The following is a 23046-nucleotide window of genomic DNA, read 5'->3' as shown; positions in this document are numbered from 1 at the left end:
CCGAGGTGCTGTACTCAGTGGGTTTTGGTGGCTCGGTTGAGTCTAAAGAGGATGAACAGGGTCAACCCCGGCAAATCTGGTGGCCCAGCGAGACAGTCCGCGCCATTGCCTATGACACGCCGGTGGTCGGTTGGCGCGGTGCGAGCGTCAACACTTTGCGCCTGTGGCGAGCGAGGGCGCTGCACGATTTGAACCTTGGGCGGTTCAACGCCGGTGATCATTTGGGCGCCGTCGCTGAAGTGGTGCGCGCAGAAAGTATTTCCCGTGTGTTGTACCCGGCGGACAGTAATGAGGCGGGGCAAGAGCTGCGTTTGCGTCAGGAGTTTTTCTTCGTTTCGGCCTCGTTGCAAGACCTGTTGCGTCGCCACCTGAACGTACATGACACCTTGCTCAACCTGGCCGAGCATGTCTCGATTCAGCTCAACGACACTCACCCCTCAATTGCCGTGGCCGAGTTGATGCGCATTCTGGTCGATGAGCATGGCATCGAGTGGTCCACCGCGTGGCAGATTACCGTCGACACCTTGTCGTACACCAACCACACCTTGCTGCCCGAGGCACTGGAGACATGGCCAGTCGGTTTGATGGAGCGGCTGCTGCCGCGGCATATGCAGATCATCTACCTGATCAATGGTTACCACATCGACTTGCTGCGCGAAAAAGGCATCCATGATTTTGACGTGTTGCGCGCTGTCTCGTTGATCGAGGAAGACCACGGCCGCCGCGTGCGCATGGGCAATTTGGCGTTTCTGGGCTCGCACAGCGTGAACGGCGTTTCGGGGCTGCATACGCAGTTGATGCGCAGCACGGTGTTTGCAGAACTGCACAAGTTGTATCCCGACCGTATCAATAACAAAACCAACGGCGTGACTTTCCGCCGCTGGCTATTTCAGGCCAACCCGCCACTGACCTCGATGCTGGTTAACGCCTTGGGCGAGGATGTATTGGATGAAACGGAACACAAACTGATCAAGCTGGAGCCTTTTGCCGAGCAGGCCGATTTCCGCAAGCAGTTTGCCGATCAACGGCTACAGAGCAAATGCACGTTGGCGGCGCTGATTTACGAGCGGCTGGGGATTGTGGTCAGCCCTGAAGCGATGTTCGATGTGCAGATCAAGCGGATTCATGAGTACAAGCGCCAATTGCTCAACTTGTTGCACACCGTCGCGCTGTATCAAGCCATTCGTGCCGAGCCGAGTAACAACTGGGTGCCGCGGGTTAAGATTTTTGCAGGTAAGGCAGCGGCCAGTTATACACAGGCCAAACTCATTATTAAGCTGGCCAACGATATAGCCCGCACCATCAACAGCGACCCCACTGTGCGTGGCCTGCTCAAAGTAGTGTTTATCCCCAACTACAACGTCAGCTTGGCTGAGAACATCATCCCGGCGGCGGACTTGTCGGAGCAGATATCCACCGCAGGCTACGAAGCGTCGGGCACCAGCAACATGAAATTCGCACTCAATGGCGCGTTGACCATCGGCACGATGGACGGTGCCAACGTTGAGATGAGTGAGCGAATCGGCGCTGAGAACATGTTTATTTTTGGTCTCAGCTCGCAGCAGGTCGAGGCTCGCAAGCGCAGTGGTGAGTTCCATGCGGAGCCGGATATTGCCGCCTCTCATCGCCTGAACGATGTCTTGCAAGCGATACGCGGCGGTGTGTTCTCGCACGACGATCCGGCACGTTACACCGGCTTTGTCGACTCTCTGATCGACTATGACCGCTTTTTGGTGTGTGCCGACTTTGATTCCTATTGGGACGCGCAGATGCGCGTTGAACATCTGTGGCACGACCAAGATCAATGGTGGCGGATGGCGGTGTTGAACACGGCGCGGGCAGGCTGGTTTTCATCCGACCGTACCATTCGTGAGTACGCGACCGATATTTGGAAGGCGTTGTAATACCTCTGTAGTCGCTGGCGCAGGCTGCGACTACAGTTTTTCCGATGATTTAAGGGTTCAGCAGCATCCTCTACGTCGGTTCTTAGTCTGTTTAGAAGATTTGCACGGCAACACGCGTTAAACTGCGCGGGTTTTTTCGCCCCCTCCCCCTAGTTCGGAGCCTTACATGTCTCGCGTTACCCTGAGTCGCTATTTGATCGAGCAGACCCGTAGCAACAACACACCTGCTGATTTGCGTTTCCTCATCGAAGTGGTGGCGCGTGCTTGCAAAGAGATCAGCCACGCCGTGTCCAAAGGCGCCCTAGGCGGAGTTTTGGGCAGCATGGGCACTGAAAACGTACAAGGTGAAGTGCAGAAAAAACTCGACGTGATTTCCAACGAAATCTTGCTCGAAGCTAACGAATGGGGCGGTCACTTGGCCGGCATGGCGTCCGAAGAAATGGACAATGCCTACCAGATCCCGGGCAAATACCCGAAAGGCGCCTACCTGTTGGTTTTCGACCCTCTGGATGGCTCGTCGAACATCGACATCAACGCGCCGGTTGGCACGATCTTCTCGGTACTGCGTTGCCCTAACGAATACCTGAGCCAGAACGAGCCGTTGAACGAAAAGGCGTTCTTGCAGCCAGGTACTCAACAAGTGGCCGCCGGTTATGCCATCTACGGCCCGCAGACCATGCTGGTGCTAACCTTGGGCGATGGCGTTAAAGGCTTCACCCTTGACCGTGAAATGGGCAGCTTTGTGCTGACCCACGAAAATATCAGCATCCCTGAAACCACTCAGGAATTCGCCATCAACATGTCTAACCAGCGTCACTGGGAAGCACCGGTACAACGCTATGTAGACGAACTGCTGGCCGGCGAAGAAGGCCCGCTGAACAAAAACTACAACATGCGTTGGGTGGCCGCGATGGTTGCTGACGTACACCGCATTCTGACGCGCGGTGGTCTGTTCATGTACCCGCGCGACAGCCGCGAGCCGTCCAAGCCGGGCAAACTGCGCCTAATGTACGAAGCCAACCCGATGTCGTTCCTCGTGGAGCAGGCGGGCGGCGCGTCGACCGATGGCCATCAGCGTATTCTGGATATCCAGCCAGAAGGCCTGCACCAGCGTGTTGCGGTGTTCTTGGGGTCTAAAGAAGAAGTAGCGCGCATCACCTCGTACCACAAAGCGTAATGACCTAGCTGCACCCTCTTCTGTAGGAGCTGCCGCAGGCTGCGATCTTTTAAACGATTAAAAGATCGCAGCCTGCGGCAGCTCCTACAGTCGTTTCTGGCCAAGGGAACCACCCCGCGCTTTTCTCTTCTAAGCTTGCAGCAGGCAGCGATGCCGATTTCTCACTCAGGAGCTTTTCCATGAAGTTGCGATCTTTGGCGTTGTTGTCTTTCTGTGTGCTGCTGGCGGCTTGCAGCAAGGTCAATCAAGAAAACTACTCCAAACTCTCGGCAGGCATGCCCAAAGCCGAAGTCGAAAAATTGCTGGGCAGCCCAACTGATTGTTCGGGCGCGCTGGGTATGTCGAGTTGCACCTGGGGCGACAAAAACAGCTTTATCAGCGTGCAATATGCTGGCGATAAAGTGCTGATGTTCTCAGGGCAAGGTTTGAAGTAACCCACACTCATAGGAGCGTTCGCCATGAAACGTCTTTTAGTTGGCCTTGGGGCCGCGCTGGTGCTGGCAGGATGCTCAACCTCTAGCAGCGATAAGCTGGCACCGAAAACCGTCGAGAATGTCGATTTAAAGCGCTATCAGGGTACGTGGTATGAGCAGGCGCGGTTGCCGATGTTTTTCCAGCGTAACTGCGCGCAGTCTGAAGCGCATTACACCCTGCAACCTGACGGCAACGTGGGCGTGTTGAACCGTTGCCAAACCGCTGATGGTAAGTGGGAAGAGGCTAAAGGTACGGCTAGCCCGCAGGTGCCGGGTAAAACCGACAAATTGTGGGTCGAGTTTGATAATTGGGTATCCAAGTTATTGCCGGGCGTGACCAAAGGCGATTACTGGGTGCTGTACCTAGGCGATGGCTACAGTACCGCGGTGGTAGGTAACCCGGATCGACGCTACTTGTGGCTGCTGTCGCGTAAGCCGCAGATCGACGAGCAAACGCGTGACGAATTGCTCAGCAAGGCTCAACAACAAGGCTATGACACCACCCGCTTGATTTGGCGAACGCCAGACGCGGACATGCCAAAAGAATAAACCCGTTGTAGGAGCGAGCAAGCTCGTTCCTACAGGTTTACAGGTTTAACCGCGCAGCAGAGTTTTCCAAGCGCGGTTCTGGTAAACGGCAATGGTTTGTTGCTTACGCGCGTTGAGCAATAGGCCATTGCTTTCGGCGTCGTCAGTGATTGGCAAATTCGCCAACTCTTGCAACTTGTTCATCTCGCCATACAAGCGATCGACTTCCGGGATCTCCAGCACATCGCGAGCTAAGCGCAACCACGCTTGAATGCGCTCGATGCGCGGCAGTTGCTCAGCCAGATCTTCGGGTTGCTGCTGATAGCGATTCAAACGCAGCGCAATGGCTTCATCTGACAGCAGGCGCGGCAGCCAACTGGCTAACTGTGCGGCGCCCTGACGGTTGCCACGGGTGGTGCCACGGTCGATGGTCCAGCTACGGGCCAACAGCCAGCGCGAGGTGTTCAGCGAGAACTGGCCCCAGCGCGGGTCTTCCAATTCTTCTAGGAACTGTTCAGGGGCAGCTTTACGCACGTCTTCATCGTCTTGGCCAATTTGCACAATCGGGCGCCAGTCCTCGAGCAGGGAATCCAGTTCGGCCCGCAGGGTATGTGTCGACGGGCGAGGAGCGGCTTGGCCTAGGCTGCTCACCAATGCACGCAGGTCTATCAACTGCTGTAACCAGTCTTGCAGCAAACGCCAGTGGCCGTTGAAGCGATATTGCTCGGCCAAACGCTGGCTGTTGCCCAGTAGGTGCCAGGCCAGCGCGGCAAAAGCGTCGTCCAGAGGGGTTTCTGGGGTCAGTTCAGGGGCAGGCAGGCTAACGGTGTAGCTGTTGGCATCGAACAGGCGATACCCGCGCTCGGCTTTGCTGATGTCACACGGCATCAGTGGCAGCTTTTCAGCCAGTTCGGCGGCCAACTCCAGCAATGCGGCCGGCTCGCCTTCGCGCAGTTCGAGTTCCAACTCGCAGATTTCTTCTTTGTGCTTGCCGGCAATCACGTGGCCCAGATCCAGAGCGGCCTCGATCACTACCTTGGCTTTACCGCGGCCCCACGAAATTTCAGCACGTTCGCGAACGAAATCAGTGGTGAAGATCGGCTTCAAGGTTTTTTTGTCCAACTCGGCCAGTTCGTCAGGCCAGCATTCGCCTTCGAGCTTTTTGATATCGAGCTTGGCCTTTGGCAAGTGCCAGTCGTATTCATTACGCTCTGACAGCCCGGCAATACTTTGGCCGCGGGTCTTGAGGGTTTGGATCACCTCTTCACCGTCACGGCGCAAACGCAGGGCAACCTTGGCCTTGGCCAGATCGCGCTCAGGGGTATCGAAGTATTGGTTTAACAACTCACGGCTTTCCCAGCCACTTTTGTTGCGTTTTTTCAGCAAAGGGTGCTCGCGCAAGGCGGCGAGTGTTTCTCGGCTGACGCGGAGCTTGATTTCGGTTTCTTTCTGCATGGCCGGAAAATCCAGGAACGGTGCGCAGCCGGGGAAAGTGTGGCTGCCAAGGTCGTGCAGTGTACAGGACTCACCGCGCTGGCGCGTCGCGCGGGTTTATTCTCTGACGCAGATGGCTCTATGATGGGCCTCGCCCAGCTAACAGGAAGTCAGCGCATGCCTTTACCGTCCCTCAAAGAGCAATTCGCTGCGTTGATCGGCACGCCGTCGGTCAGTTGCACTCAGCCTCACTTGGATCAATCCAACCGCGCCGTGATCGACTTGCTAGCCACCTGGCTGGGTGAGTTGGGCTTTAACTGCGAGATCCAGCCGGTCAGCCCCGGCAAGTTCAACTTGCTCGCCAGCTTGGGCAGTGGCCCCGGTGGGCTGGTGCTGGCAGGCCATAGCGACACAGTGCCCTACGATGAAGCACTGTGGCAGACCGATCCGCTTAAGCTGACAGAAGTGGATAACCGTTGGGTAGGGCTTGGCAGCTGTGACATGAAAGGCTTTTTTGCCTTGATCATCGAGGCCGTGCGCCCGCTGGTGGACAAGCCCTTCAAGCAACCTCTATTGATTCTAGCGACCTGTGACGAAGAAACCTCCATGGCTGGCGCTCGCGCGCTGGTTGAGGCCGGGCGGCCGCTGGGGCGTGCCGCGGTGATTGGCGAGCCGACTGGGCTTAAGCCAATCCGCATGCACAAAGGCGTGATGATGGAGCGCATCGACATTCTGGGGCGCAGTGGTCACTCCTCAGACCCAAGCTTGGGCCACAGCGCGCTGGACGCCATGCATGACGCGATCACCGAACTTAAAGGGCTGCGCCAGCAATGGCTGAATGAATATCGCCACCCGCAGTTCAGCGTGCCGCAACCGACACTGAACTTTGGCTGCATTCATGGCGGCGACAACCCGAATCGGATTTGCGGCCAATGCTCGCTGGAATTCGATCTGCGGCCTTTGCCGGGCATGGACCCAACGCAATTGCGTTCAATCATCCGCAGCAAACTCGACCCGTTGGCCGAGCGCCATCAGGTCAAGATCGACTTCGCACCGATAGCGGCGGGTGTTGCGCCATTTGAACAGGCGGCTGACAGCGAGTTGGTGCGTGTGGCCGAGCGGCTCACCGGGCATCGCGCCGAAGCGGTAGCGTTTGGCACCGAAGCGCCTTATCTTCAGCAGCTTGGCTGCGAGACCATTGTGCTAGGGCCGGGTGATATCTCCTGTGCCCATCAGCCTGGTGAGCACCTCGAAATGTCACGTTTGCAGCCGACAGTGCGTCTATTAAGCCAACTGATTGAACACTATTGCCTGACCCCGGCCCAGTAAACGGCCGCAGGCTTGATCCGTATACATAAGGAGAGCACGCGTGTTGCCCATTTTGTTTCGACGATAACTCTCAGCCTGCTGTGCGTTTGCTGTTTTTGCCCTCTTTAGGCGACTCATTTTTTACAGGCTTCGGTTATGCACGATTACGTTAATTGGCTGCGTCATGCTTCTCCTTACATCAATGCTCACCGCGATTGCACATTCGTCGTCATGCTCCCTGGCGACGGTGTCGCGCATCCTAATTTTGGCAACATCGTCCACGACTTGGTGCTTTTGCACAGCTTGGGTGTGCGGCTGGTGCTGGTTCATGGGTCACGCCCACAAATCGAAAGCCGCCTTGAAGCGCGTGGCCTGTTGCCGCATTACCACAAAGGCATGCGCATCACTGACACGCCGACGTTGGAGTGCGTAATCGACGCCGTAGGCCAGCTACGGATTGCGATTGAAGCGCGTTTGTCCATGGACATGGCTTCATCGCCCATGCAGGGTTCGCGCCTGCGAGTGGCCAGCGGTAATCTGGTCACCGCTCGGCCGATTGGCGTGCTTGATGGTGTGGACTATCACCACACTGGCGAAGTGCGCCGGGTCGATCGCAAGGGTATCAATCGCCTTTTGGACGAGCGCTCTATCGTCTTGCTTTCGCCCTTGGGCTACTCGCCCACCGGAGAAAGCTTCAACTTGGCCTGCGAAGACGTTGCCACCCGCGCCGCCATCGACCTAGGGGCTGATAAATTGCTGCTGTTTGGCGCCGAGTCCGGTTTGCTTGATGAAGAAGGGCGGCTGGTGCGTGAGCTGCGGCCACAACAAATCCCTGCGCACATGAAACGTCTGGGCAGCGATTACCAGGCGGAACTACTAGAAGCGGCGGCCGAGGCCTGCAGCGGCGGCGTAGCACGCAGCCACATCGTCAGTTACGCCGAAGACGGCGCGCTGCTGACCGAGCTGTTTACCCGCCACGGTGGCGGTACTTTGGTTGCCCAAGAACAATTCGAAGTTACCCGCGAGGCCGCGATTGAAGACGTGGGCGGGTTGCTGGATTTGATCAGCCCCTTGGAAGAGCAGGGCATTTTGGTGCGTCGTTCGCGCGAAGTGCTAGAGCGCGAGATCGAGCAATTCAGCGTGGTTGAGCGCGAGGGCATGATCATCGCCTGTGCGGCGCTGTACCAGATTGCCGATTCGGACGCGGGTGAACTGGCGTGTCTGGCGGTCAACCCTGAGTATCGTCACGGTCGGCGTGGCGATGAGTTGCTTGAACGCATCGAAAGTCGTGCGCGGGCGCAGGGGCTCAAAACCTTATTCGTACTGACGACCCGCACCGCTCACTGGTTCCGCGAGCGTGGCTTTGAGCCGAGCAGCGTGGAGCGCCTGCCTACAGCGCGTGCCTCGCTGTACAACTTCCAGCGTAACTCCAAAATTTTCGAAAAGGCGCTGTAAGGCGCCGGATCAACGCAAGCCTTGTCGTAGCTGACGAGGCACGAGGCTGCGATGGGTTGGAGGGCGGTCCTACGCTTACATCGTGACTTCGTGACTTCGTAGCGGCTACAAGCATTGCTTCAGGTAAATTCCTTTACTAATTACCCATGCTCCCTACAAATCAGTCGGATCCGGCTGATTTAGGCTTCTGCATTGTGTCGATAACGACAGGTTCTTCAGCTTGCATTTATCAAAAGGCCAGTAGTGACATGTTATGCATCGGCTATAAATGAATGCTTATAACTTCGCGTTGAACAAACCTCAGCCTCAGACTTTAACGGTTCGACAGTTCCCTCCACATAATTATGTGGAGGGAGCAAGCGCTATGGGTAGGTAGATAATGTTAGACGTCAATGAACAGTCTTCTGGGTCTTTTATATCTGTACGTCATCGGGAAGTTATAGTCTTTAACTTCTATGTGAACCAATTAAAGCGACAGCATAAACTCTCTGAGCAGTTATTCTCATTAGGAGGGCCGCAAACTCTAGGAACTAATGAGTAATGAATAGTGGCTTTTAGGGGGGGCGCGTGGCTACTAAAACCCTATTGAATTTCATCCGCCTGAAGGCGCTTTAATAACTATAAGAGAGGGCGTGTGATGTCGTGGGATTTAATGGGTATTTTGGCGCTTGTGGCTTTTTGCGCGGGTTTTTATGACGGCATCTTTGGCCCGGGTGTAGGGTCCTTTTTTATTGTTGGCTTTGTTCTGCTGTGTGGCATTGGCATGATGAGGGCCATGAGTTTTACTAAGCATTGCCAATGCCTCTTGCAACTTAGGTTCATTAGCTATTTTTATCACCAAAGGCGTTATTCTGTGGCCGGTCGCAATAACGATGGCCGTAGCGGCATTTATGGGTGCCCAACTCGGTGCGCGAGCGGCTGTTCGGGTCGGCCCACGGTTAATTAAACCGATGTTGATTGTGGTGTGCTGCACATTAGCTATTAAGTTGCTGAGCGTAGAAACTAATCCGCTGCATATTGCATTTGTGCAGGCTCTGGCGTTGTAAGGCGCCTGCTTGATGTGCTGGCAAGCTACGGTATGAGGCTTGTTTTGGGTGCGATATTTTACTGGTTAGGTTCAGTTATGAGCCGCTGTAAATCAAAAGATCGCGAGCAAGCTCGCTCCTACAAGTGCAGGTTGTGAGCATTCAACGTTCATAGGCTCAAGAATCCCCTCTGTAGCAACTGTGCTCTCAAGCCAAATGCGTGACAGCATCCAGATGACACAAAAAAGAGTACAAAGATGGGCTGTAGGAGCTGCCGCAGGCTGCGATCATTTGCTTTTAACGATCAAAAGATCGCGAGCCATCGAGCGTCGACCGGCTGCTCCTACATATCCCTGCATTCAGACGCTGGCCTCAGTTACTAATCGCCAAAATACTCGCCTGATACGAAGCCACGAACAGGTCGAAATCACCCTCTTCGATTTTCTCGGTTTCAGTTTGTTCCAGCAGCGATTGGCGGGCTTTGTCTTCAAAGGCGGTTTGGTCTTCGGCACTCAGTGGTTCGCTGCGAAAGTACTCGGCGTGAGTCTGGCTTTGGCGCATTGAGAACTGGGCGAAGCTTTCTTTGTGTTCGGTCATGCTGGCCAAGACTTTAGCTGACGGGGTCAGGGACGCGTCTTTGACCTTGGCAAATTGATCGTCCAGCGCTTTGCTGTGGGGGCCGCTTTCGTGGTTCTGGTCTAGCAAGGCCGCCACAGGAGCGATTTTTTCCAGCAGTTCTGCTGCCCATTCCTTCAGGTCAACCGCTTGGCCCTGACGTTGCAGTTGCAAACCCGGACGGCGGCCTTCTTTAACGACGCTTAAGAAGTTGGAGGTGCAGTTGTCACATTCGCTGCTTTCAAACTGCGGGCTTTCTTGTAGCGCGCAATACAGCAGGAAAGCGTCCAAAAAGCGGGCTTGAGGCAGGTCGATACCTACCGGCAGGAACGGATTAATGTCTAGCAGACGCACTTCAACATATTGCACGCCTCGTGCGACCAGAGCCTGTATCGGACGTTCGCCGACGTAGGTCACGCGCTTGGGGCGGATGTTGGAGTAGTACTCATTTTCGATTTGCAGAATGTTGGTGTTTAGTTGCACCCATTCGCCATCTTTATGTGTCCCGATTTCAACATACGGTGCGTAAGGCGTGGCCACGGCTTTGCGTAGGCTGTCGGTGTAGCTGTCGAGGTTGTTGTAGCACGGGGTGAGGCCCGCTTGGGCGTTGCTCTGGTAGCCCAAATCACTCATTCGCAAGCTGGTGGCGTAGGGCAGGTACAGTGTTTCGGCGTCGAATTGTTCCAGTTGGTGCGAACGACCACGCAAGAAACCGGCATCCAGTGCAGGAGAAGCACCGAACAAGTACATCAGTAACCAGCTGTAACGGCGGAAGTTACGGATCAGGGCGATGTAGGCGTCTGATTGGTAATCGCGATCGGTGCCGATAAAACCTTCAGCTTGCTTGAGCGCAGGCCATAGGGCTTCAGGTAAGGAGAAGTTGTAGTGGATCCCGGCAATGCACTGCATGGTCTTGCCATAGCGCAAGGCCAAACCCTTGCGATACACGTACTTGAGCTGGCCGATATTGGACGTGCCGTAGTAGGCAATCGGGATGTCTTCTTCAGCCGGCAATGGGCACGGCATCGAAGGGCTCCACAGAAACTCATTGCCAAGTTTGCTGTAGGCAAAACGGTGAATCTTGTCGAGGCTGGCCAGCGTGTCCGTAGGATCGGGCAGGGCGGGGGTGATGAACTCCAGCAGCGACTCGGAATAATCGGTGGTGATTTGATCGTTGGTCAGGGCCGAACCCAGCTCTTCAGGATGCGGGGTCTGTGCCAGTCGGGCATCGGCTGTTACGCGCAAGCATTCGCGCTCGATACCATGCAGGCACTGCTCGAGCAAAGGGAGGTTATTGCGCTCGCCGAGTAAGTTCAGGCGGCGGTTGAGAAGTTCGCTCAAGTTGGATTCCGTCACGCGTCAGTCGCCCCAATATGGGGGTGGTCAGGACGGTCTACAAGGGTGAAGTTGTACCGGCGTGGTCGCCTGGCTTTGTAAGATCATGCTCAGCCCCGTCCCTGTTTCGGTATTTCGGCGCTCTGAGCGCATTTCGGCACCGCATTCGCAGTGCCGAAATTAACTCAGATTACAGGTTGACCGCTACAGGACAGCGAAAGTGCCTTGGGCTTTAGCGACAAGTTTGTCGCCTTGTAAAACGTCGGCTTCGACGACAAATGTTCTTCGACCGGGATGGATGACTTTGGCGATGCACATCACTTCGCCGTCCGCCACCGATCGCAGGTAGTTGATTTTGCACTCGATGGTCACGCTTTGCTGGTCAAAACCATGGGCGCCGGAACATGCCAAGCCCATGGTGATGTCCACCAGACTGAAGATGGCCCCGCCATGCATTTTGCCGCCACGGTTGCGCAGGTGGGGTTCAAGGCTCAGCGCAACATGCGCTACACCGTCTTCAACAGAGTCCACCCGGCACTCGAGTAACGTGCTGTAAGCGCTTTGGGTCAAGCTTTCAGGAACGGTCATTAGCGTTTCTTCAACTGTTTGGCGTTGGCAAACAAAGACGCCATTGCGTTGTTGGCCGGTGCCGCAGCAACTGACTCTTTGCGAGGCGTCGAGTTTGACTGGCGAGGGGCCGAGCCTGGGCGTGCACCGCGGGCACCATCAATTTTCTCGCCAGGGGTATCGCTCATGCGCATCGACAGACCAACGCGTTTACGCGGGATGTCGACTTCCATGACCTTGACCTTAACCACGTCGCCCGCCTTTACAGCTTCACGCGGATCTTTGATGAACTTCTCCGAAAGTGCGGAAATATGCACCAAACCGTCTTGATGAACTCCGATATCCACAAAAGCACCGAAGTTGGTCACGTTGGTGACCACGCCTTCTAATATCATGCCCAGTTGCAGGTCTTTGAGATCTTCGACACCTTCTTGGAACTCGGCCGTTTTGAACTCAGGGCGTGGGTCACGACCCGGTTTTTCTAGCTCTTGCAGAATGTCAGTGACCGTTGGCAAGCCGAAGGTTTCATCGGTGAATTTTTTAGGATCCAGGCGTTTTAGAAAGCCAGCGTCGCCGATCAGCGAGCGAATATCACGCTCGGTGTCAGAGGCAATGCGTTTAACCAATGGGTAGGCTTCCGGGTGAACGGCTGAAGCGTCGAGCGGGTTGTCGCCGTTCATCACGCGTAGGAATCCGGCGGCCTGTTCAAAGGTTTTTTCGCCTAGGCGGCTGACTTTTTTCAGCGCGGCACGGGTTTTGAACGCGCCGTTTTCATCGCGGTGGGCCACGATGTTGTGCGCCAAAGTGGAGTTGAGCCCCGAAATTCGGGCCAGTAGTGCGACCGAGGCAGTATTCACGTCCACGCCCACGGCGTTTACGCAATCTTCGACCACCGCGTCCAAGCCGCGTGCCAATTTGAGCTGGGACACATCGTGTTGGTATTGACCGACACCAATGGATTTCGGATCAATTTTTACCAGCTCGGCCAGCGGATCTTGCAGGCGACGAGCAATCGACACCGCACCACGGATTGACACGTCGAGGTCCGGGAATTCTTTGGCGGCCAGTTCAGACGCTGAGTACACCGAAGCACCAGCCTCGGACACCATGACTTTGGTGACTTTAAGCGCTGGATACTTTTTGATCAGGTCAACCACCAGCTTGTCGCTTTCGCGGCTGGCGGTGCCGTTGCCGATGGCGATCAGTTCGACCGAGTGCTTGGCGCACAAAGCGGCCATCACAGAGATTGTTTGGTCCCATTTGTTGTGTGGCACGTGCGGGTAGACGGTGGCGTGCTCAAGCAATTTGCCGGTGGCATCAACCACGGCGATTTTGCAGCCGGTACGCAAGCCAGGGTCTAGCCCCAGGGTGGCACGCGGGCCAGCCGGGGCGGCTAGCAGCAGATCGTGCAGGTTGTGCGCAAATACGTTGATCGCTTCTGTTTCGGCGGCGTCGCGCAGTTCACCCAGCAGGTCGGTTTCGAGGTGGGTGTAGAGCTTGACCTTCCAGGTCCAGCGCACCACTTCGGCAAGCCACTTATCGGCTGGGCGATTTTGATTTTGTAGGCCAAAACGCTCGCTGATCATCATTTCGCTAGGGTGCATGCTGCCGGGTAGTTCTTCACCGACTTTAAGCGAGGAACTGAGAATGCCTTCGTTGCGACCACGGAAAATAGCCAGTGCCCGGTGCGACGGCATGCTTTTGAGCGGTTCGTCGTGTTCGAAGTAATCGCGGAACTTGGCGCCTTCCTCCTCTTTGCCCGCAATGACGCGCGCGCTGAGGATGGCTTCCTGCTTTAAGAAGCTGCGCAGTTTATTCAGCAGGCTGGCGTCTTCAGCGAAGCGCTCCATCAGGATGTACTTGGCGCCATCGAGGGCTGACTTGACGTCCGCTACGCCTTTTTCGGCGTCGACAAAGCGTGCAGCTTCGGTTTCTGGAGTCAGGTTCGGGTCATTGAACAGGCCGTCAGCCAGTTCGCCAAGGCCGGCTTCCAGGGCAATCTGGCCCTTGGTGCGGCGTTTTTGCTTGTAGGGCAGGTACAAGTCTTCGAGGCGGGTCTTGGTGTCGGCGAGTTTGATGTCACGTGCCAACTCGGGCGTCAATTTGCCTTGTTCTTCGATGCTGGAGAGGATGCTGATGCGCCGTTCGTCGAGTTCACGCAGGTAGCGCAAGCGTTCTTCTAGGTGACGTAATTGGGTGTCATCCAGGCTGCCTGTCACTTCCTTACGGTAGCGAGAGATGAAGGGTACGGTGGAGCCCTCATCCAGAAGAGCGACGGCCGCTTCGACCTGCTGCGGGCGCACGCCAAGTTCTTCGGCGATGCGGCTGTTGATGCTGTCCATAAAACCACCTGACAAATTGTGATGCAGGCTCGCAGGCCCGGGCTGTAAGGCTTGCGAGACTGGTTGAGCGGCCCGAAGGGCGTCGCTACCTGGGCCAAAAGGGCAGCCTGTTGACCCGTGAAATCAGAAAATTACGGCAAAAATTGAAAAAATAAATTCTGGCGCAATTTTTGAAAATCCAAGAGTGCCTGACACAAAAGGCGGCGCATTATAACCAGCGTTCCCGGATTCAGGGGATTGCCCTCTGTGCCCGCTATACTCTGTGCACTGGTCTTGAAGGAAAAATCTGCTAACAATGCACACGATGCGTATAACAGCAGCTAAGACATAATGCGCGCCGAGATCACAGGAGTATCTAATGAGCAGCATTGCACAACCGGCTGAAGGTGAAAAAATTCTCATCGTTGATGACGATCCCGGGCTGAGCAGCCTGCTGGAGCGTTTCTTCGTCAGCAAAGGCTACCGCGCCCGCGCTGTGCCGAACGTCGAGCAAATGGACCGTTTGCTGGCTCGTGAGGTATTTAACCTTGTTGTACTGGACCTGATGCTGCCCGGCGAAGACGGGCTGTCTGCGTGTCGCCGCCTGCGTGCAGCGGGCAATCGGGTACCGATCATCATGCTGACGGCCAAAGGCGACGAGTTGAGCCGCATTAAAGGGTTGGAACTGGGAGCTGACGACTACCTAGCTAAACCGTTCAACCCTGACGAGCTGATGGCTCGTGTTAAGGCCGTGCTACGCCGTCAGGCGGCGCCTGTACCGGGTGCGCCGGGTAGCGAAGACGAAAGCGTCACCTTTGGTGATTACGAGTTGTCGTTGGCCACTCGTGAACTCAAGCGTGGCGATGAAGTGCACATGCTCACCACTGGTGAGTTTGCTGTGCTCAAGGCGTTGGTCATGCATGCACGTGAGCCATTGACCCGCGACAAGCTGATGAACCTGGCACGTGGCCGTGAATGGGATGCTTTGGAGCGCTCAATCGACGTTCAGATCTCTCGCCTGCGCCGTATGATCGAGCCGGACCCTTCCAAGCCGCGCTACATCCAAACGGTCTGGGGCGTTGGCTATGTGTTCGTGCCGGATGGCAACGCAACCAAGTGATGGCGCATTTGTAGGACCGAGTCACTCAGTGCCCTGAGGGGGCTGAGTGGCTCGTAATCTATTATCTTGCGGGTCTTGGTACTCGTTCCTGCAAAGTGTAAAGCGCCGTCTATGAAAACTCCTCTGTGGTTCCCCCAAAGTTTTTTCTCTCGCACCCTCTGGTTAGTGCTCATCGTCGTGCTGTTTTCCAAAGCATTGACGCTGGTTTATCTGCTGATGAACGAAGACATGTTGGTCGACCGCCAATACAGTCACGGTGTGGGCTTGGTGCTGCGCGCCTATTGGGCGGCCGATGAAGAGAACAGGGCGAAAATCGCTGATGCCGCCACGCTTACCCGTGTGGTCGGCGGTGGTGTGCCAGAAGGTGAGCAACACTGGCCCTACAGTAAGATTTACGAGCGCCAGATGCAGGCTGAATTGGGTGCCGATACCGAAGTTCGTTTACGCATGCACGCGCCTCCAGCGCTCTGGGTACGCGCCCCGAGCTTGGGCGATGGCTGGCTGAAAGTACCGTTGTATCCGCATCCGCTTCGTGGGCAAAAAATCTGGAGTGTCTTGGGCTGGTTCTTGGCCATTGGTTTGTTATCCACCGCTTCGGCGTGGATTTTCGTCAGTCAGCTCAATCAGCCACTCAAGCGCTTGGTCTATGCAGCTAGGCAGTTAGGGCAAGGGCGCAGTGTACGGTTGCCAATCAGTGATACCCCCAGCGAAATGACCGAGGTGTACAGCGCTTTTAACCAAATGGCTGAAGATGTGGAGCAAGCAGGCCGTGAGCGTGAGCTGATGCTGGCGGGCGTGTCTCATGACTTGCGAACCCCGTTAACCCGGTTGCGTTTGTCTCTGGAGTTGATGGGCAACCACAACGACCTGACCGACGACATGGTGCGTGACATTGAAGACATGGACGCCATTCTTGATCAGTTTTTGGCGTTTATTCGCGACGGTCGTGATGAGCCGGTCGAAGAAGTCGATTTGTGTGAGTTGATTCGCGAAGTCGCCGCGCCCTACAACCAGAACCAAGACCAGGTGCACTTGCGTTTGCAACCGATTCAACCGTTCGCGCTACGACGCGTTTCGATGAAACGCCTGCTCAACAACTTGATCGGCAACGCTTTGCACCATGCGGGCGATGACGTTGAAGTGGCTGCCTATGTGTCTGGGGATACCAGCGCGCCCTACGTGGTACTGAGTGTGATGGACCGGGGCGCGGGCATTGATCCTTCGGAGCTTGAGGACATATTCAACCCGTTTATTCGTGGCGATCGCGCCCGGGGCGGCAAAGGCACAGGTTTGGGTTTGGCAATCGTTAAGCGTATCGCCTCGATGCACGGCGGCAATGTTGAGCTGCGTAACCGTGCGGGGGGTGGTCTTGAGGCAAGAGTCCGGCTGCCACTGGGCCTGATGCTGCCACGCGGAGCTGTATAAAAAGTGTAGGAGCAGCCGGCCGACGCTCGATTGCTCGCGATCTTTAAACATCAAAAGATCGCAGCCTGCGGTAGCTCCTACAGCCCATCTTGGTGATTGTTTTTGTGCCATATCCGTTGCTGCGGTCACAACCGGTGCTGCTTGTGCTTCCAAGGAGCAAGGTTTTCGGTACGTCAGTAAAGACGCTTAACCCTTGCCTTTAGTCCGCGTCAGATTCGGGCCGCTGTTTTTTTCCAGATGCTCAATGATGATCCCCGCGACATCTTTGCCGGTGGTGGTTTCGATCCCTTCAAGCCCCGGCGATGAATTAACTTCCAGCACCAGCGGGCCGTGGTTGGAGCGCAAAATATCTACTCCCGCCACGCTAAGGCCCATGACTTTGGCCGCACGAATGGCCGTCATGCGCTCTTCTGGGGTGATTTTGATCAGGCTGGCGCTACCACCCCGGTGTAGATTTGAGCGGAACTCCCCCGGTTTAGCCTGACGCTTCATGGCGGCAATCACCTTGTCACCCACCACAAAACAGCGAATATCAGCACCGCCCGCTTCCTTGATGTATTCCTGCACCATGATATTTTGCTTGAGGCCCATAAAGGCCTCGATGACTGACTCAGCCGCCGTAGCGGTTTCACACAGCACCACGCCAATGCCTTGCGTACCTTCCAATACTTTGATCACCAGCGGCGCGCCGTTAACCATCTCGATCAAGTCCGGAATGTCATCTGGCGAGTGAGCAAACCCGGTCACTGGCAAGCCCAGGCCACGACGCGATAGCAATTGCAGCGAGCGTAATTTGTCACGCGAGCGGGCAATGGCCACCGACTCGTTAAGCGGGAACACACCCATCATTTCGAATTGACGCAACACCGCGCAGCCGTAAAACGTAACGGACGCACCAATACGTGGGATTACCGCGTCAAAGCCTTCTAGCGGCTTGCCACGGTAGTGGATCTGCGGCTTATGGCTGGCAATGTTCATATAGGCGCGCAAGGTATCGATCACTACCATCTGATGGCCTCGCTCGGTGCCGGCTTCAACCAAACGACGAGTGGAATACAGACGCGGATTACGCGACAGCACAGCGATCTTCATGCAACACCTTTGGAAGGGGTAGTGGTGACCGGAAACACCGGCTTGTCTTGTACGTATTTTTGCCCAGGATTGACGACCAACTGGCCGTCAACTAGGGCTTTTGAGCCCAGCAACAAGCGGTAGCGCATTGATTTGCGGCAAGCGAGGGTGAACTCGACCTGCCAGACGTGATCGCCCAGCGCTAAGCTGGTTCGAATCACATAGCGCACTTGAGTGTGACCGTTCGAGCTTTTAATAGTTTTTATTGCCACCATTGGCGCTTCGCAGCGGCGGTGACGCAGTTGCACCAACGTGCCTAAATGGGCATTAAAACGCACCCATTTGACCCCGTCGCGCTCAAAAGGCTCGATTTCAGTGGCGTGCAAACTAGAGGTACTGGCACCGGTGTCGATTTTTGCGCGCAAGCCTGCGACACCCAAATCGGGAAGCGCCACCCACTCGCGTAGACCGACAACGGTCAAGTGATCAAATGTCTTCAATATAAGTAACCAGCGATTAACGTCTTCAGGCCACAGGAAATGCCCTGTAGGTCACACAATCGACGAAAGCCGATTTGAAAGCCAACAGGCGGTATTCACGCAGAATAGCTGGCAAATGGCGACAGTTTTCCTACGAACCCGCTGCGCAGTGCTTAAGCTGCAACGTTGACTGGTAGGCATTCTATCCGGCGTATTCCTTCCTTAGATCATCAAAAGTAGTAGTACAGTTCTGTGAATTTAATTGAAGGGGGTTTCCAGTGGCACAGAAACAAGAAGAGGACGACAAAGTCCGTTTGGATAAGTGGCTATGGGCGGCACGTTTCTATAAAACCCGAGCACTGGCTAAGGCCGCCATTGAAAGTGGCAAGGTGCACTGCCGTGGCGAGCGTTGCAAACCCAGCAAGGAGCCGCGTATCGGTGATGAACTGCAAATCCGGGTAGGGCTTGAAGAGCGTACCGTAGAAGTGAAAGCCCTGTCAGTGGTGCGTCGCGGTGCTCCAGAAGCGCAAACACTGTACGCCGAAACCGAACACAGCATCGCTAAGCGTGAAAATGCAGCTGCGTTGCGAAAAGCCGGTGCAATGGGCATCAGTACCGATGGCAAACCCACTAAAAAACAGCGTCGTCAACTGCATCAGCTGCATGATGTGAGCGATTTGTAGTCGCTGGCGACAGTGGTCCGCTGATGGCCGAGCCGACTTGCCGTGCGTCGTGTCATGAACAGACATGACTTGTAACTGAGCAGGTGAAACGCCATATAGGGTTATTAGCCAATGGTCAGTTAAAGCCACCTCACCATAAAGTCACCTATCCAGAACTCTATTCTTATGTCCGATTTGCTCAAAAAAGATGCCACTCAACGCTTCATGTTTGATACCAGCGATGCCCGCGGCGAGTTGGCTTCGCTGGAGCATAGCTACGCTGATGTCTTGGCCAAACATGCTTATCCGCAGCCGGTTCAGCAATTGCTGGGCGAGTTGATGGCCGCAGCAGCGTTGCTGGTAGGCAACCAAAAAATTGATGGTTTGCTAAGCCTGCAAGCGCGCTCCGAAGGCCCGGTGCCGTTGTTGATGATCGAGTGCACAAGCGAGCGCGAAATCCGTGGTTTGGCCCGTTATGATGCCGAGCAGATTGCGCCGGATGCCACGTTGGCCGACCTGCTGCCAAACGGGGTCTTGGCCATTACGATTGATCCTAGAGTGGGTAAGCGCTACCAAGGCATTGTCGATCTCAATGGCGAAACCTTGGCTGATTGCTTCACCAATTACTTCGTTATGTCTGAGCAAGTGCCGACCCGTTTTTGGCTGGCTGCTAATGGCCAGCGCGCGCGCGGCATGTTCTTGCAGCAATTGCCTGCTGACGTCATTGACGACGAAGATGAGCGCACTGAAAGCTGGGATCGACTGCTGATGCTGGGCGATACGCTCAAGACTGAAGAATTGTTGGGCCTAGACAACGAAACCATTCTGCATCGTCTGTATCACGAAGAAACCGTGCGCGTGTTCGACCCTGAAGCGCTTGAGTTCAAATGCAGCTGCTCGCGTGAGCGTTCGGGTAATGCGTTGACCAGTTTGGGCCATGAAGATGCACTCAATCTGGTGGCCGAGCACGGCGGGCATATTGAGATCGACTGTCAGTTTTGCAACGCGCGTTATCTCTTCGATGCGGCTGATGTGGATCAATTATTCTCCGGTGCCGGTGTTGAGTCGCCTTCCACCACTCACCACTAAAACGTTTCAGCCTAGGTAAAACACCTGTCAAATACCGTTGTTGCGCGGTTCTGACAGGTGGGCCCTACACTTTTTGGGCTTTTCTGGCATAATCCGGCCCACTTTTTTCGCGGTAGTAGTGCAAATTTTTCTACTACAAAACGTTTGGCGCACTCGGCCAATGGCCGACGGGGAACCTCATGACGCAAGCTAATAACGCCGTGTACACCGATCTGAGCATCGATGATCTGGTAAAAGAAGCCCTGAACCGTGGTGAAGGCGAGCTTGCCGACAACGGCGCACTGGTTGTTAAAACGGGCCACCGCACAGGGCGTTCGCCAGCTGATCGCTTCATTGTTGAAGAGCCGACTACTCAGGACGCTATCGCTTGGGGCCCGATCAACCGCAAGTTCCCAGCCGACAAGTTTGACGCGCTGTGGGAGCGTGTTTCTGCTTACGTTGGTGAGCGCGAGCGTTTCGTTTCTCACGTTCATGTAGGTTCTGATCCAGCTCACTACCTGCCGGTCAAAATGACCACCGAAACTGCGTGGCACAACCTGTTTGGCCGTTGCCTGTTCATCAACCCAGAACAGTACAACCCAGCGGGCAAAGACGAGTGGCAAATCATCAACGCACCGAACTTCGTGTGCGAGCCAGAGCGTGATGGCACCAATTCCGACGGTTGCGTGATCATCAACTTTGCAGCCAAAAAAGTACTGATCGCAGGCATGCGCTATGCCGGCGAAATGAAAAAAGCCCTGTTCTCGGTTCAGAACTTCCTGCTGCCAGCGGCTGACGTTCTGCCGATGCACTGTGCGGCCAACATGGGCGAAGAGGGCGACGTGACCCTATTCTTCGGTCTGTCGGGCACCGGTAAAACCACTCTGTCGGCTGATGAAAGCCGTTACCTGATCGGTGACGACGAACACGGCTGGGGCGTGGGTGTGGTGTTCAACATTGAGGGCGGTTGCTACGCCAAGTGCATCGACCTGTCCGAGAAAAACGAGCCGGTGATCTGGAAAGCCATCCAGCACGGCGCGGTATTGGAAAACGTCGTACTCGACGCAGACACCAAAAAGCCAGATTACGCAGATGACAGCCTGACTCAAAACAGCCGTGCTGCTTACCCGCGTGAACTGATCGAAAAACGCGCACCGAAAAACCTCGGTGGTGAGCCAAACGCTGTGATCTTCCTGACCTGCGACCTGACCGGCGTACTGCCGCCAGTGTCGATTCTTAGCGAAGAGCAAGCGGCCTACCACTTCCTGTCGGGTTACACCGCGCTGGTAGGTTCGACTGAAATGGGTTCGGGCAGCGGCATCAAGTCGACGTTCTCTACCTGCTTCGGCGCGCCTTTCTTCCCACGTCCTGCTGGCGAATACGCAGAGCTGCTGATCAAGCGCATCCGCGGCTTCGGCTCCAAGGTTTACCTGGTTAACACCGGCTGGACTGGCGGCGGCTACGGCGTTGGCAAGCGTTTCAACATCCCGACTACGCGTGGCGTGATTGCAGCGATCCAGAGCGGTGCTCTGATCGGCGCAGAAACCGAGCACCTCGACACCATCAACCTCGACGTGCCATTGGTCGTTCCGGGTGTTGACGCTGGCCTGCTGAACCCACGTAACACTTGGGAAGACAAAGCAGCCTACGACCAAGCGGCCAAAGCCTTGGCTGGCCTGTTCGTCGAGAACTTCAAGAAGTTCGATGTCAGCGACTCGATCAAAGCGGCTGGTCCAAAGCTGTAAGCTTTCGATTAGCGCCTTGATCCACAAAAAACCGCCTGAAAGGGCGGTTTTTTTTGCCTGAAAATTAGAAAACAGCGTAGGAGCTGCCGAAGGCTGCGAGCGGTAAGCCATCAAAAGACCGCAGCCTTCGTTAGCGTCTTGTGTCTACAGCGGTATTCAGGCCTCCAGCGTTTGCGTGTCCCACTGCCCGGCCATGATGGCTTCATACAGCATGCCAATGGTCAGCGGCACCTTGCTGCCCCGGCCTTTGGCATCGCGCTTAAAGTGCGGGTCGTTACCTGCGGGCTGGAAATAGCGATACGCATCGTAGTCTGCCAACTCCAATCCGAAACGCTCTTCAAGGGTTTCCATTAAGTGCTGGGCATCACTGCCATTGCAGCCTAGGTCGAGATTAATGGCGGTCTCGAGGCGGATGGTCTTGTTGTCTGGCAGGCCGATTTCTTCATGCAGCAACTGCATCAGCTCGCGCAGGGCGGGGGTGTCTGGGAGGTCGGAGGCGAGTTTCATGGAAGGGATCCGTAGCCAGTGAGTAGGTATTTTCTTGATTTTAAAGTGCTCTAAAAAGCATCTTTAGTGGCTCTCATACATGTGCTATTTTCGGCTCTTATCGCGAACACTTAAAACGAAGTTTGACTCAGATGACACACATACATAACGGATAAGTCATCTCTTATTAAAAGATATGAGGCCCTATCATGACATTCACCATGCTCGCTAAAGTTGCTGCATCTGTTACCGATTTGAAAAAAGATCCTATGGGTACCTTTCGTGAAAGCGGGGGCGATCCAATGGTCATTCTCAATCGTAACGAACCTGCTTTTTATATCCTTTCGCCAGAGCGCTATGAGCTGCTGCTGGAGATGATTGACGACGCTGAGTCGGCAAGGTTAGTCAATGAAAGACGAGATAGCCCTCCTATTAAGGCCGATATTGATGAGCTCATCGCTACTGCCGAAAAATCCTAAACGTCAGAACGATTTGATCAAAATTTACACGCTTGAGTTTGTAATAGAGGCTAAAAAAGAGCTGTCAAAATTGGACAAAGTGCTTCAAGTCCAGCTTTTGAAAAAGCTCAAGTCGCGTCTGTTATCTCCCCGAGTACCGGCTGCAAAACTCAGTAATATGCACGACTGCTACAAAATCAAACTGCGCGCCAGCAGCTTAAGACGGGTCTATGAAGTGATTGATGATCGCTTGGTGGTTTTAGTGCTCGGGGTCGGTAAGCGTGATGACAATGCGGCTTATGTAGCGGCCAAAAAGCGGCTTCATTGACCGACACTCGTGTTTGACAGTTTGATAGTGGCTGTATCATCCCCTCTCAATTTGCCCCCCCG

The 23046-nt window shown here is 55.2% G+C and carries 20 protein-coding genes and 1 pseudogene; 14 read left to right on the top strand and 7 right to left on the bottom strand.

Translation table 11 applies throughout. From position 1 onward, the window contains the following. From AQS70_RS19895 to AQS70_RS19880, 4 genes are all read left to right on the top strand, one after another. A partial coding sequence (locus AQS70_RS19895; protein ID WP_055104459.1) for a glycogen/starch/alpha-glucan phosphorylase occupies window positions 1-1904 on the top strand: 1904 nt, incomplete at its 5' end. A gap of 166 nt (window positions 1905-2070) precedes the next feature. Next, the gene (locus AQS70_RS19890) at window positions 2071-3081 is read left to right on the top strand and encodes a class 1 fructose-bisphosphatase (protein WP_055104458.1); all 1011 of its coding nucleotides are present in this window, start codon (window positions 2071-2073) and stop codon (window positions 3079-3081) included. Window positions 3082-3260: 179 nt separating this feature from the next. Continuing rightward, window positions 3261-3515 (top strand): lipoprotein, encoded by a 255-nt coding sequence (locus AQS70_RS19885; protein ID WP_047272919.1) that lies wholly within the window; start codon window positions 3261-3263, stop codon window positions 3513-3515. Between the two features lie 24 nt (window positions 3516-3539). Next, window positions 3540-4103: a lipocalin family protein gene (locus tag AQS70_RS19880; protein ID WP_055104457.1), complete on the top strand. Its 564-nt coding sequence runs from the start codon at window positions 3540-3542 to the stop codon at window positions 4101-4103. Window positions 4104-4148: 45 nt separating this feature from the next. Here the strand turns inward: AQS70_RS19880 and AQS70_RS19875 are convergent, their stop codons facing one another. Further along, a complete protein-coding gene (locus AQS70_RS19875) occupies window positions 4149-5537 on the bottom strand; it encodes a CYTH domain-containing protein (RefSeq protein WP_055104456.1) in 1389 nt (462 codons plus the stop codon). 156 nt (window positions 5538-5693) lie between these two features. Between AQS70_RS19875 and argE the strand changes: the two genes are divergently transcribed. The 3 genes and pseudogenes from argE to AQS70_RS19860 form a co-directional block, all read left to right on the top strand. Next, entirely contained in the window at window positions 5694-6845 is a 1152-nt protein-coding gene (gene argE / locus AQS70_RS19870) for an acetylornithine deacetylase (RefSeq protein ID WP_055104455.1), read from the top strand. Window positions 6846-6980: 135 nt separating this feature from the next. Further along, the gene (gene argA, locus AQS70_RS19865; protein ID WP_055104454.1) at window positions 6981-8279 is read left to right on the top strand and encodes an amino-acid N-acetyltransferase; all 1299 of its coding nucleotides are present in this window, start codon (window positions 6981-6983) and stop codon (window positions 8277-8279) included. A gap of 670 nt (window positions 8280-8949) precedes the next feature. Then, a pseudogene (locus AQS70_RS19860) lies at window positions 8950-9325 on the top strand (TSUP family transporter); the annotation flags it as partial. A 351-nt stretch (window positions 9326-9676) separates the two neighbouring features. On the opposite strand, the gene gshA reads toward AQS70_RS19860, so the two are convergent. The 3 genes from gshA to AQS70_RS19845 all read right to left on the bottom strand — a co-directional run bounded on the left by gshA (window position 9677) and on the right by AQS70_RS19845 (window position 14163). After that, window positions 9677-11260, bottom strand: a complete 1584-nt coding sequence (gene gshA, locus AQS70_RS19855; RefSeq protein ID WP_055104453.1) for a glutamate--cysteine ligase — start codon at window positions 11258-11260, stop codon at window positions 9677-9679. A gap of 198 nt (window positions 11261-11458) precedes the next feature. Beyond that, complete coding sequence (locus AQS70_RS19850) at window positions 11459-11842, bottom strand: PaaI family thioesterase (RefSeq protein WP_055104452.1); 384 nt, start codon at window positions 11840-11842, stop codon at window positions 11459-11461. Continuing rightward, window positions 11842-14163, bottom strand: coding sequence for a Tex family protein (locus AQS70_RS19845; RefSeq protein WP_055104451.1), 2322 nt, complete (start codon window positions 14161-14163; stop codon window positions 11842-11844). Before AQS70_RS19845 ends, AQS70_RS19850 begins: the two co-directional genes overlap by 1 nt. 358 nt (window positions 14164-14521) lie before the next feature. Here AQS70_RS19845 and ompR point away from each other — a divergent pair, with 358 nt between their 5' ends. Beyond that, window positions 14522-15262 carry an osmolarity response regulator transcription factor OmpR gene (gene ompR, locus AQS70_RS19840; RefSeq protein ID WP_055104450.1) on the top strand — a complete coding sequence of 247 codons (741 nt, stop codon included), beginning with the start codon at window positions 14522-14524 and terminating at the stop codon, window positions 15260-15262. 111 nt (window positions 15263-15373) lie between these two features. Continuing rightward, on the top strand, window positions 15374-16687 hold the full coding sequence (locus AQS70_RS19835; RefSeq protein WP_055104449.1) for an ATP-binding protein: 1314 nt from the start codon (window positions 15374-15376) through the stop codon (window positions 16685-16687). A 186-nt stretch (window positions 16688-16873) separates the two neighbouring features. Here the strand turns inward: AQS70_RS19835 and rimK are convergent, their stop codons facing one another. Together rimK and rimB are read right to left on the bottom strand one after the other, a co-directional pair. Further along, window positions 16874-17779 (bottom strand): 30S ribosomal protein S6--L-glutamate ligase, encoded by a 906-nt coding sequence (rimK, locus tag AQS70_RS19830; protein WP_055104448.1) that lies wholly within the window; start codon window positions 17777-17779, stop codon window positions 16874-16876. Continuing rightward, entirely contained in the window at window positions 17776-18258 is a 483-nt protein-coding gene (gene rimB, locus AQS70_RS19825) for a retropepsin-like aspartic endopeptidase RimB (RefSeq protein WP_055104447.1), read from the bottom strand. Before rimB ends, rimK begins: the two co-directional genes overlap by 4 nt. A 257-nt stretch (window positions 18259-18515) precedes the next feature. Between rimB and AQS70_RS19820 the strand changes: the two genes are divergently transcribed. From AQS70_RS19820 to AQS70_RS19810, 3 genes are all read left to right on the top strand, one after another. Continuing rightward, a complete protein-coding gene (locus AQS70_RS19820; RefSeq protein WP_055104446.1) occupies window positions 18516-18920 on the top strand; it encodes an RNA-binding S4 domain-containing protein in 405 nt (134 codons plus the stop codon). 165 nt (window positions 18921-19085) lie between these two features. Continuing rightward, entirely contained in the window at window positions 19086-19988 is a 903-nt protein-coding gene (gene hslO, locus AQS70_RS19815) for an Hsp33 family molecular chaperone HslO (RefSeq protein WP_055104445.1), read from the top strand. 179 nt (window positions 19989-20167) lie between these two features. Continuing rightward, window positions 20168-21712: a phosphoenolpyruvate carboxykinase gene (locus AQS70_RS19810; RefSeq protein WP_055104444.1), complete on the top strand. Its 1545-nt coding sequence runs from the start codon at window positions 20168-20170 to the stop codon at window positions 21710-21712. 156 nt (window positions 21713-21868) lie between these two features. Here AQS70_RS19810 and AQS70_RS19805 read toward each other — a convergent pair whose 3' ends face one another. Next, window positions 21869-22219, bottom strand: a complete 351-nt coding sequence (locus AQS70_RS19805; RefSeq protein WP_055104443.1) for a DUF1493 family protein — start codon at window positions 22217-22219, stop codon at window positions 21869-21871. Window positions 22220-22407: 188 nt separating this feature from the next. Between AQS70_RS19805 and AQS70_RS19800 the strand changes: the two genes are divergently transcribed. Both AQS70_RS19800 and AQS70_RS19795 read left to right on the top strand, forming a co-directional pair. Further along, window positions 22408-22677 (top strand): type II toxin-antitoxin system Phd/YefM family antitoxin, encoded by a 270-nt coding sequence (locus AQS70_RS19800; protein WP_055104442.1) that lies wholly within the window; start codon window positions 22408-22410, stop codon window positions 22675-22677. Then, a complete protein-coding gene (locus AQS70_RS19795) occupies window positions 22646-22984 on the top strand; it encodes a type II toxin-antitoxin system RelE family toxin (RefSeq protein ID WP_055104441.1) in 339 nt (112 codons plus the stop codon). Before AQS70_RS19800 ends, AQS70_RS19795 begins: the two co-directional genes overlap by 32 nt. Window positions 22985-23046 lie beyond the last annotated feature (62 nt).

The sequence above is a fragment of the Pseudomonas endophytica genome (assembly GCF_001411475.1).
Taxonomy (GTDB): domain Bacteria; phylum Pseudomonadota; class Gammaproteobacteria; order Pseudomonadales; family Pseudomonadaceae; genus Aquipseudomonas; species Aquipseudomonas endophytica.
Note: the sequence above shows the minus strand (reverse complement) of the source record. Positions and strands in the feature narration are given on the sequence as shown.

Coding starts and splice junctions, on each gene's coding strand:
- AQS70_RS19890 (WP_055104458.1), top strand. CDS start 2,071: ATGTCTCGCGTTACCCTGAGTCGCTATTTGATCGAGCAGACCCGTAGC.
- AQS70_RS19885 (WP_047272919.1), top strand. CDS start 3,261: ATGAAGTTGCGATCTTTGGCGTTGTTGTCTTTCTGTGTGCTGCTGGCG.
- AQS70_RS19880 (WP_055104457.1), top strand. CDS start 3,540: ATGAAACGTCTTTTAGTTGGCCTTGGGGCCGCGCTGGTGCTGGCAGGA.
- AQS70_RS19875 (WP_055104456.1), bottom strand. CDS start 5,537: ATGCAGAAAGAAACCGAAATCAAGCTCCGCGTCAGCCGAGAAACACTC.
- argE (WP_055104455.1), top strand. CDS start 5,694: ATGCCTTTACCGTCCCTCAAAGAGCAATTCGCTGCGTTGATCGGCACG.
- argA (WP_055104454.1), top strand. CDS start 6,981: ATGCACGATTACGTTAATTGGCTGCGTCATGCTTCTCCTTACATCAAT.
- AQS70_RS19850 (WP_055104452.1), bottom strand. CDS start 11,842: ATGACCGTTCCTGAAAGCTTGACCCAAAGCGCTTACAGCACGTTACTC.
- AQS70_RS19845 (WP_055104451.1), bottom strand. CDS start 14,163: ATGGACAGCATCAACAGCCGCATCGCCGAAGAACTTGGCGTGCGCCCG.
- ompR (WP_055104450.1), top strand. CDS start 14,522: ATGAGCAGCATTGCACAACCGGCTGAAGGTGAAAAAATTCTCATCGTT.
- AQS70_RS19835 (WP_055104449.1), top strand. CDS start 15,374: ATGAAAACTCCTCTGTGGTTCCCCCAAAGTTTTTTCTCTCGCACCCTC.
- rimK (WP_055104448.1), bottom strand. CDS start 17,779: ATGAAGATCGCTGTGCTGTCGCGTAATCCGCGTCTGTATTCCACTCGT.
- hslO (WP_055104445.1), top strand. CDS start 19,086: ATGTCCGATTTGCTCAAAAAAGATGCCACTCAACGCTTCATGTTTGAT.
- AQS70_RS19810 (WP_055104444.1), top strand. CDS start 20,168: ATGACGCAAGCTAATAACGCCGTGTACACCGATCTGAGCATCGATGAT.
- AQS70_RS19805 (WP_055104443.1), bottom strand. CDS start 22,219: ATGAAACTCGCCTCCGACCTCCCAGACACCCCCGCCCTGCGCGAGCTG.
- AQS70_RS19800 (WP_055104442.1), top strand. CDS start 22,408: ATGACATTCACCATGCTCGCTAAAGTTGCTGCATCTGTTACCGATTTG.
- AQS70_RS19795 (WP_055104441.1), top strand. CDS start 22,646: ATGAGCTCATCGCTACTGCCGAAAAATCCTAAACGTCAGAACGATTTG.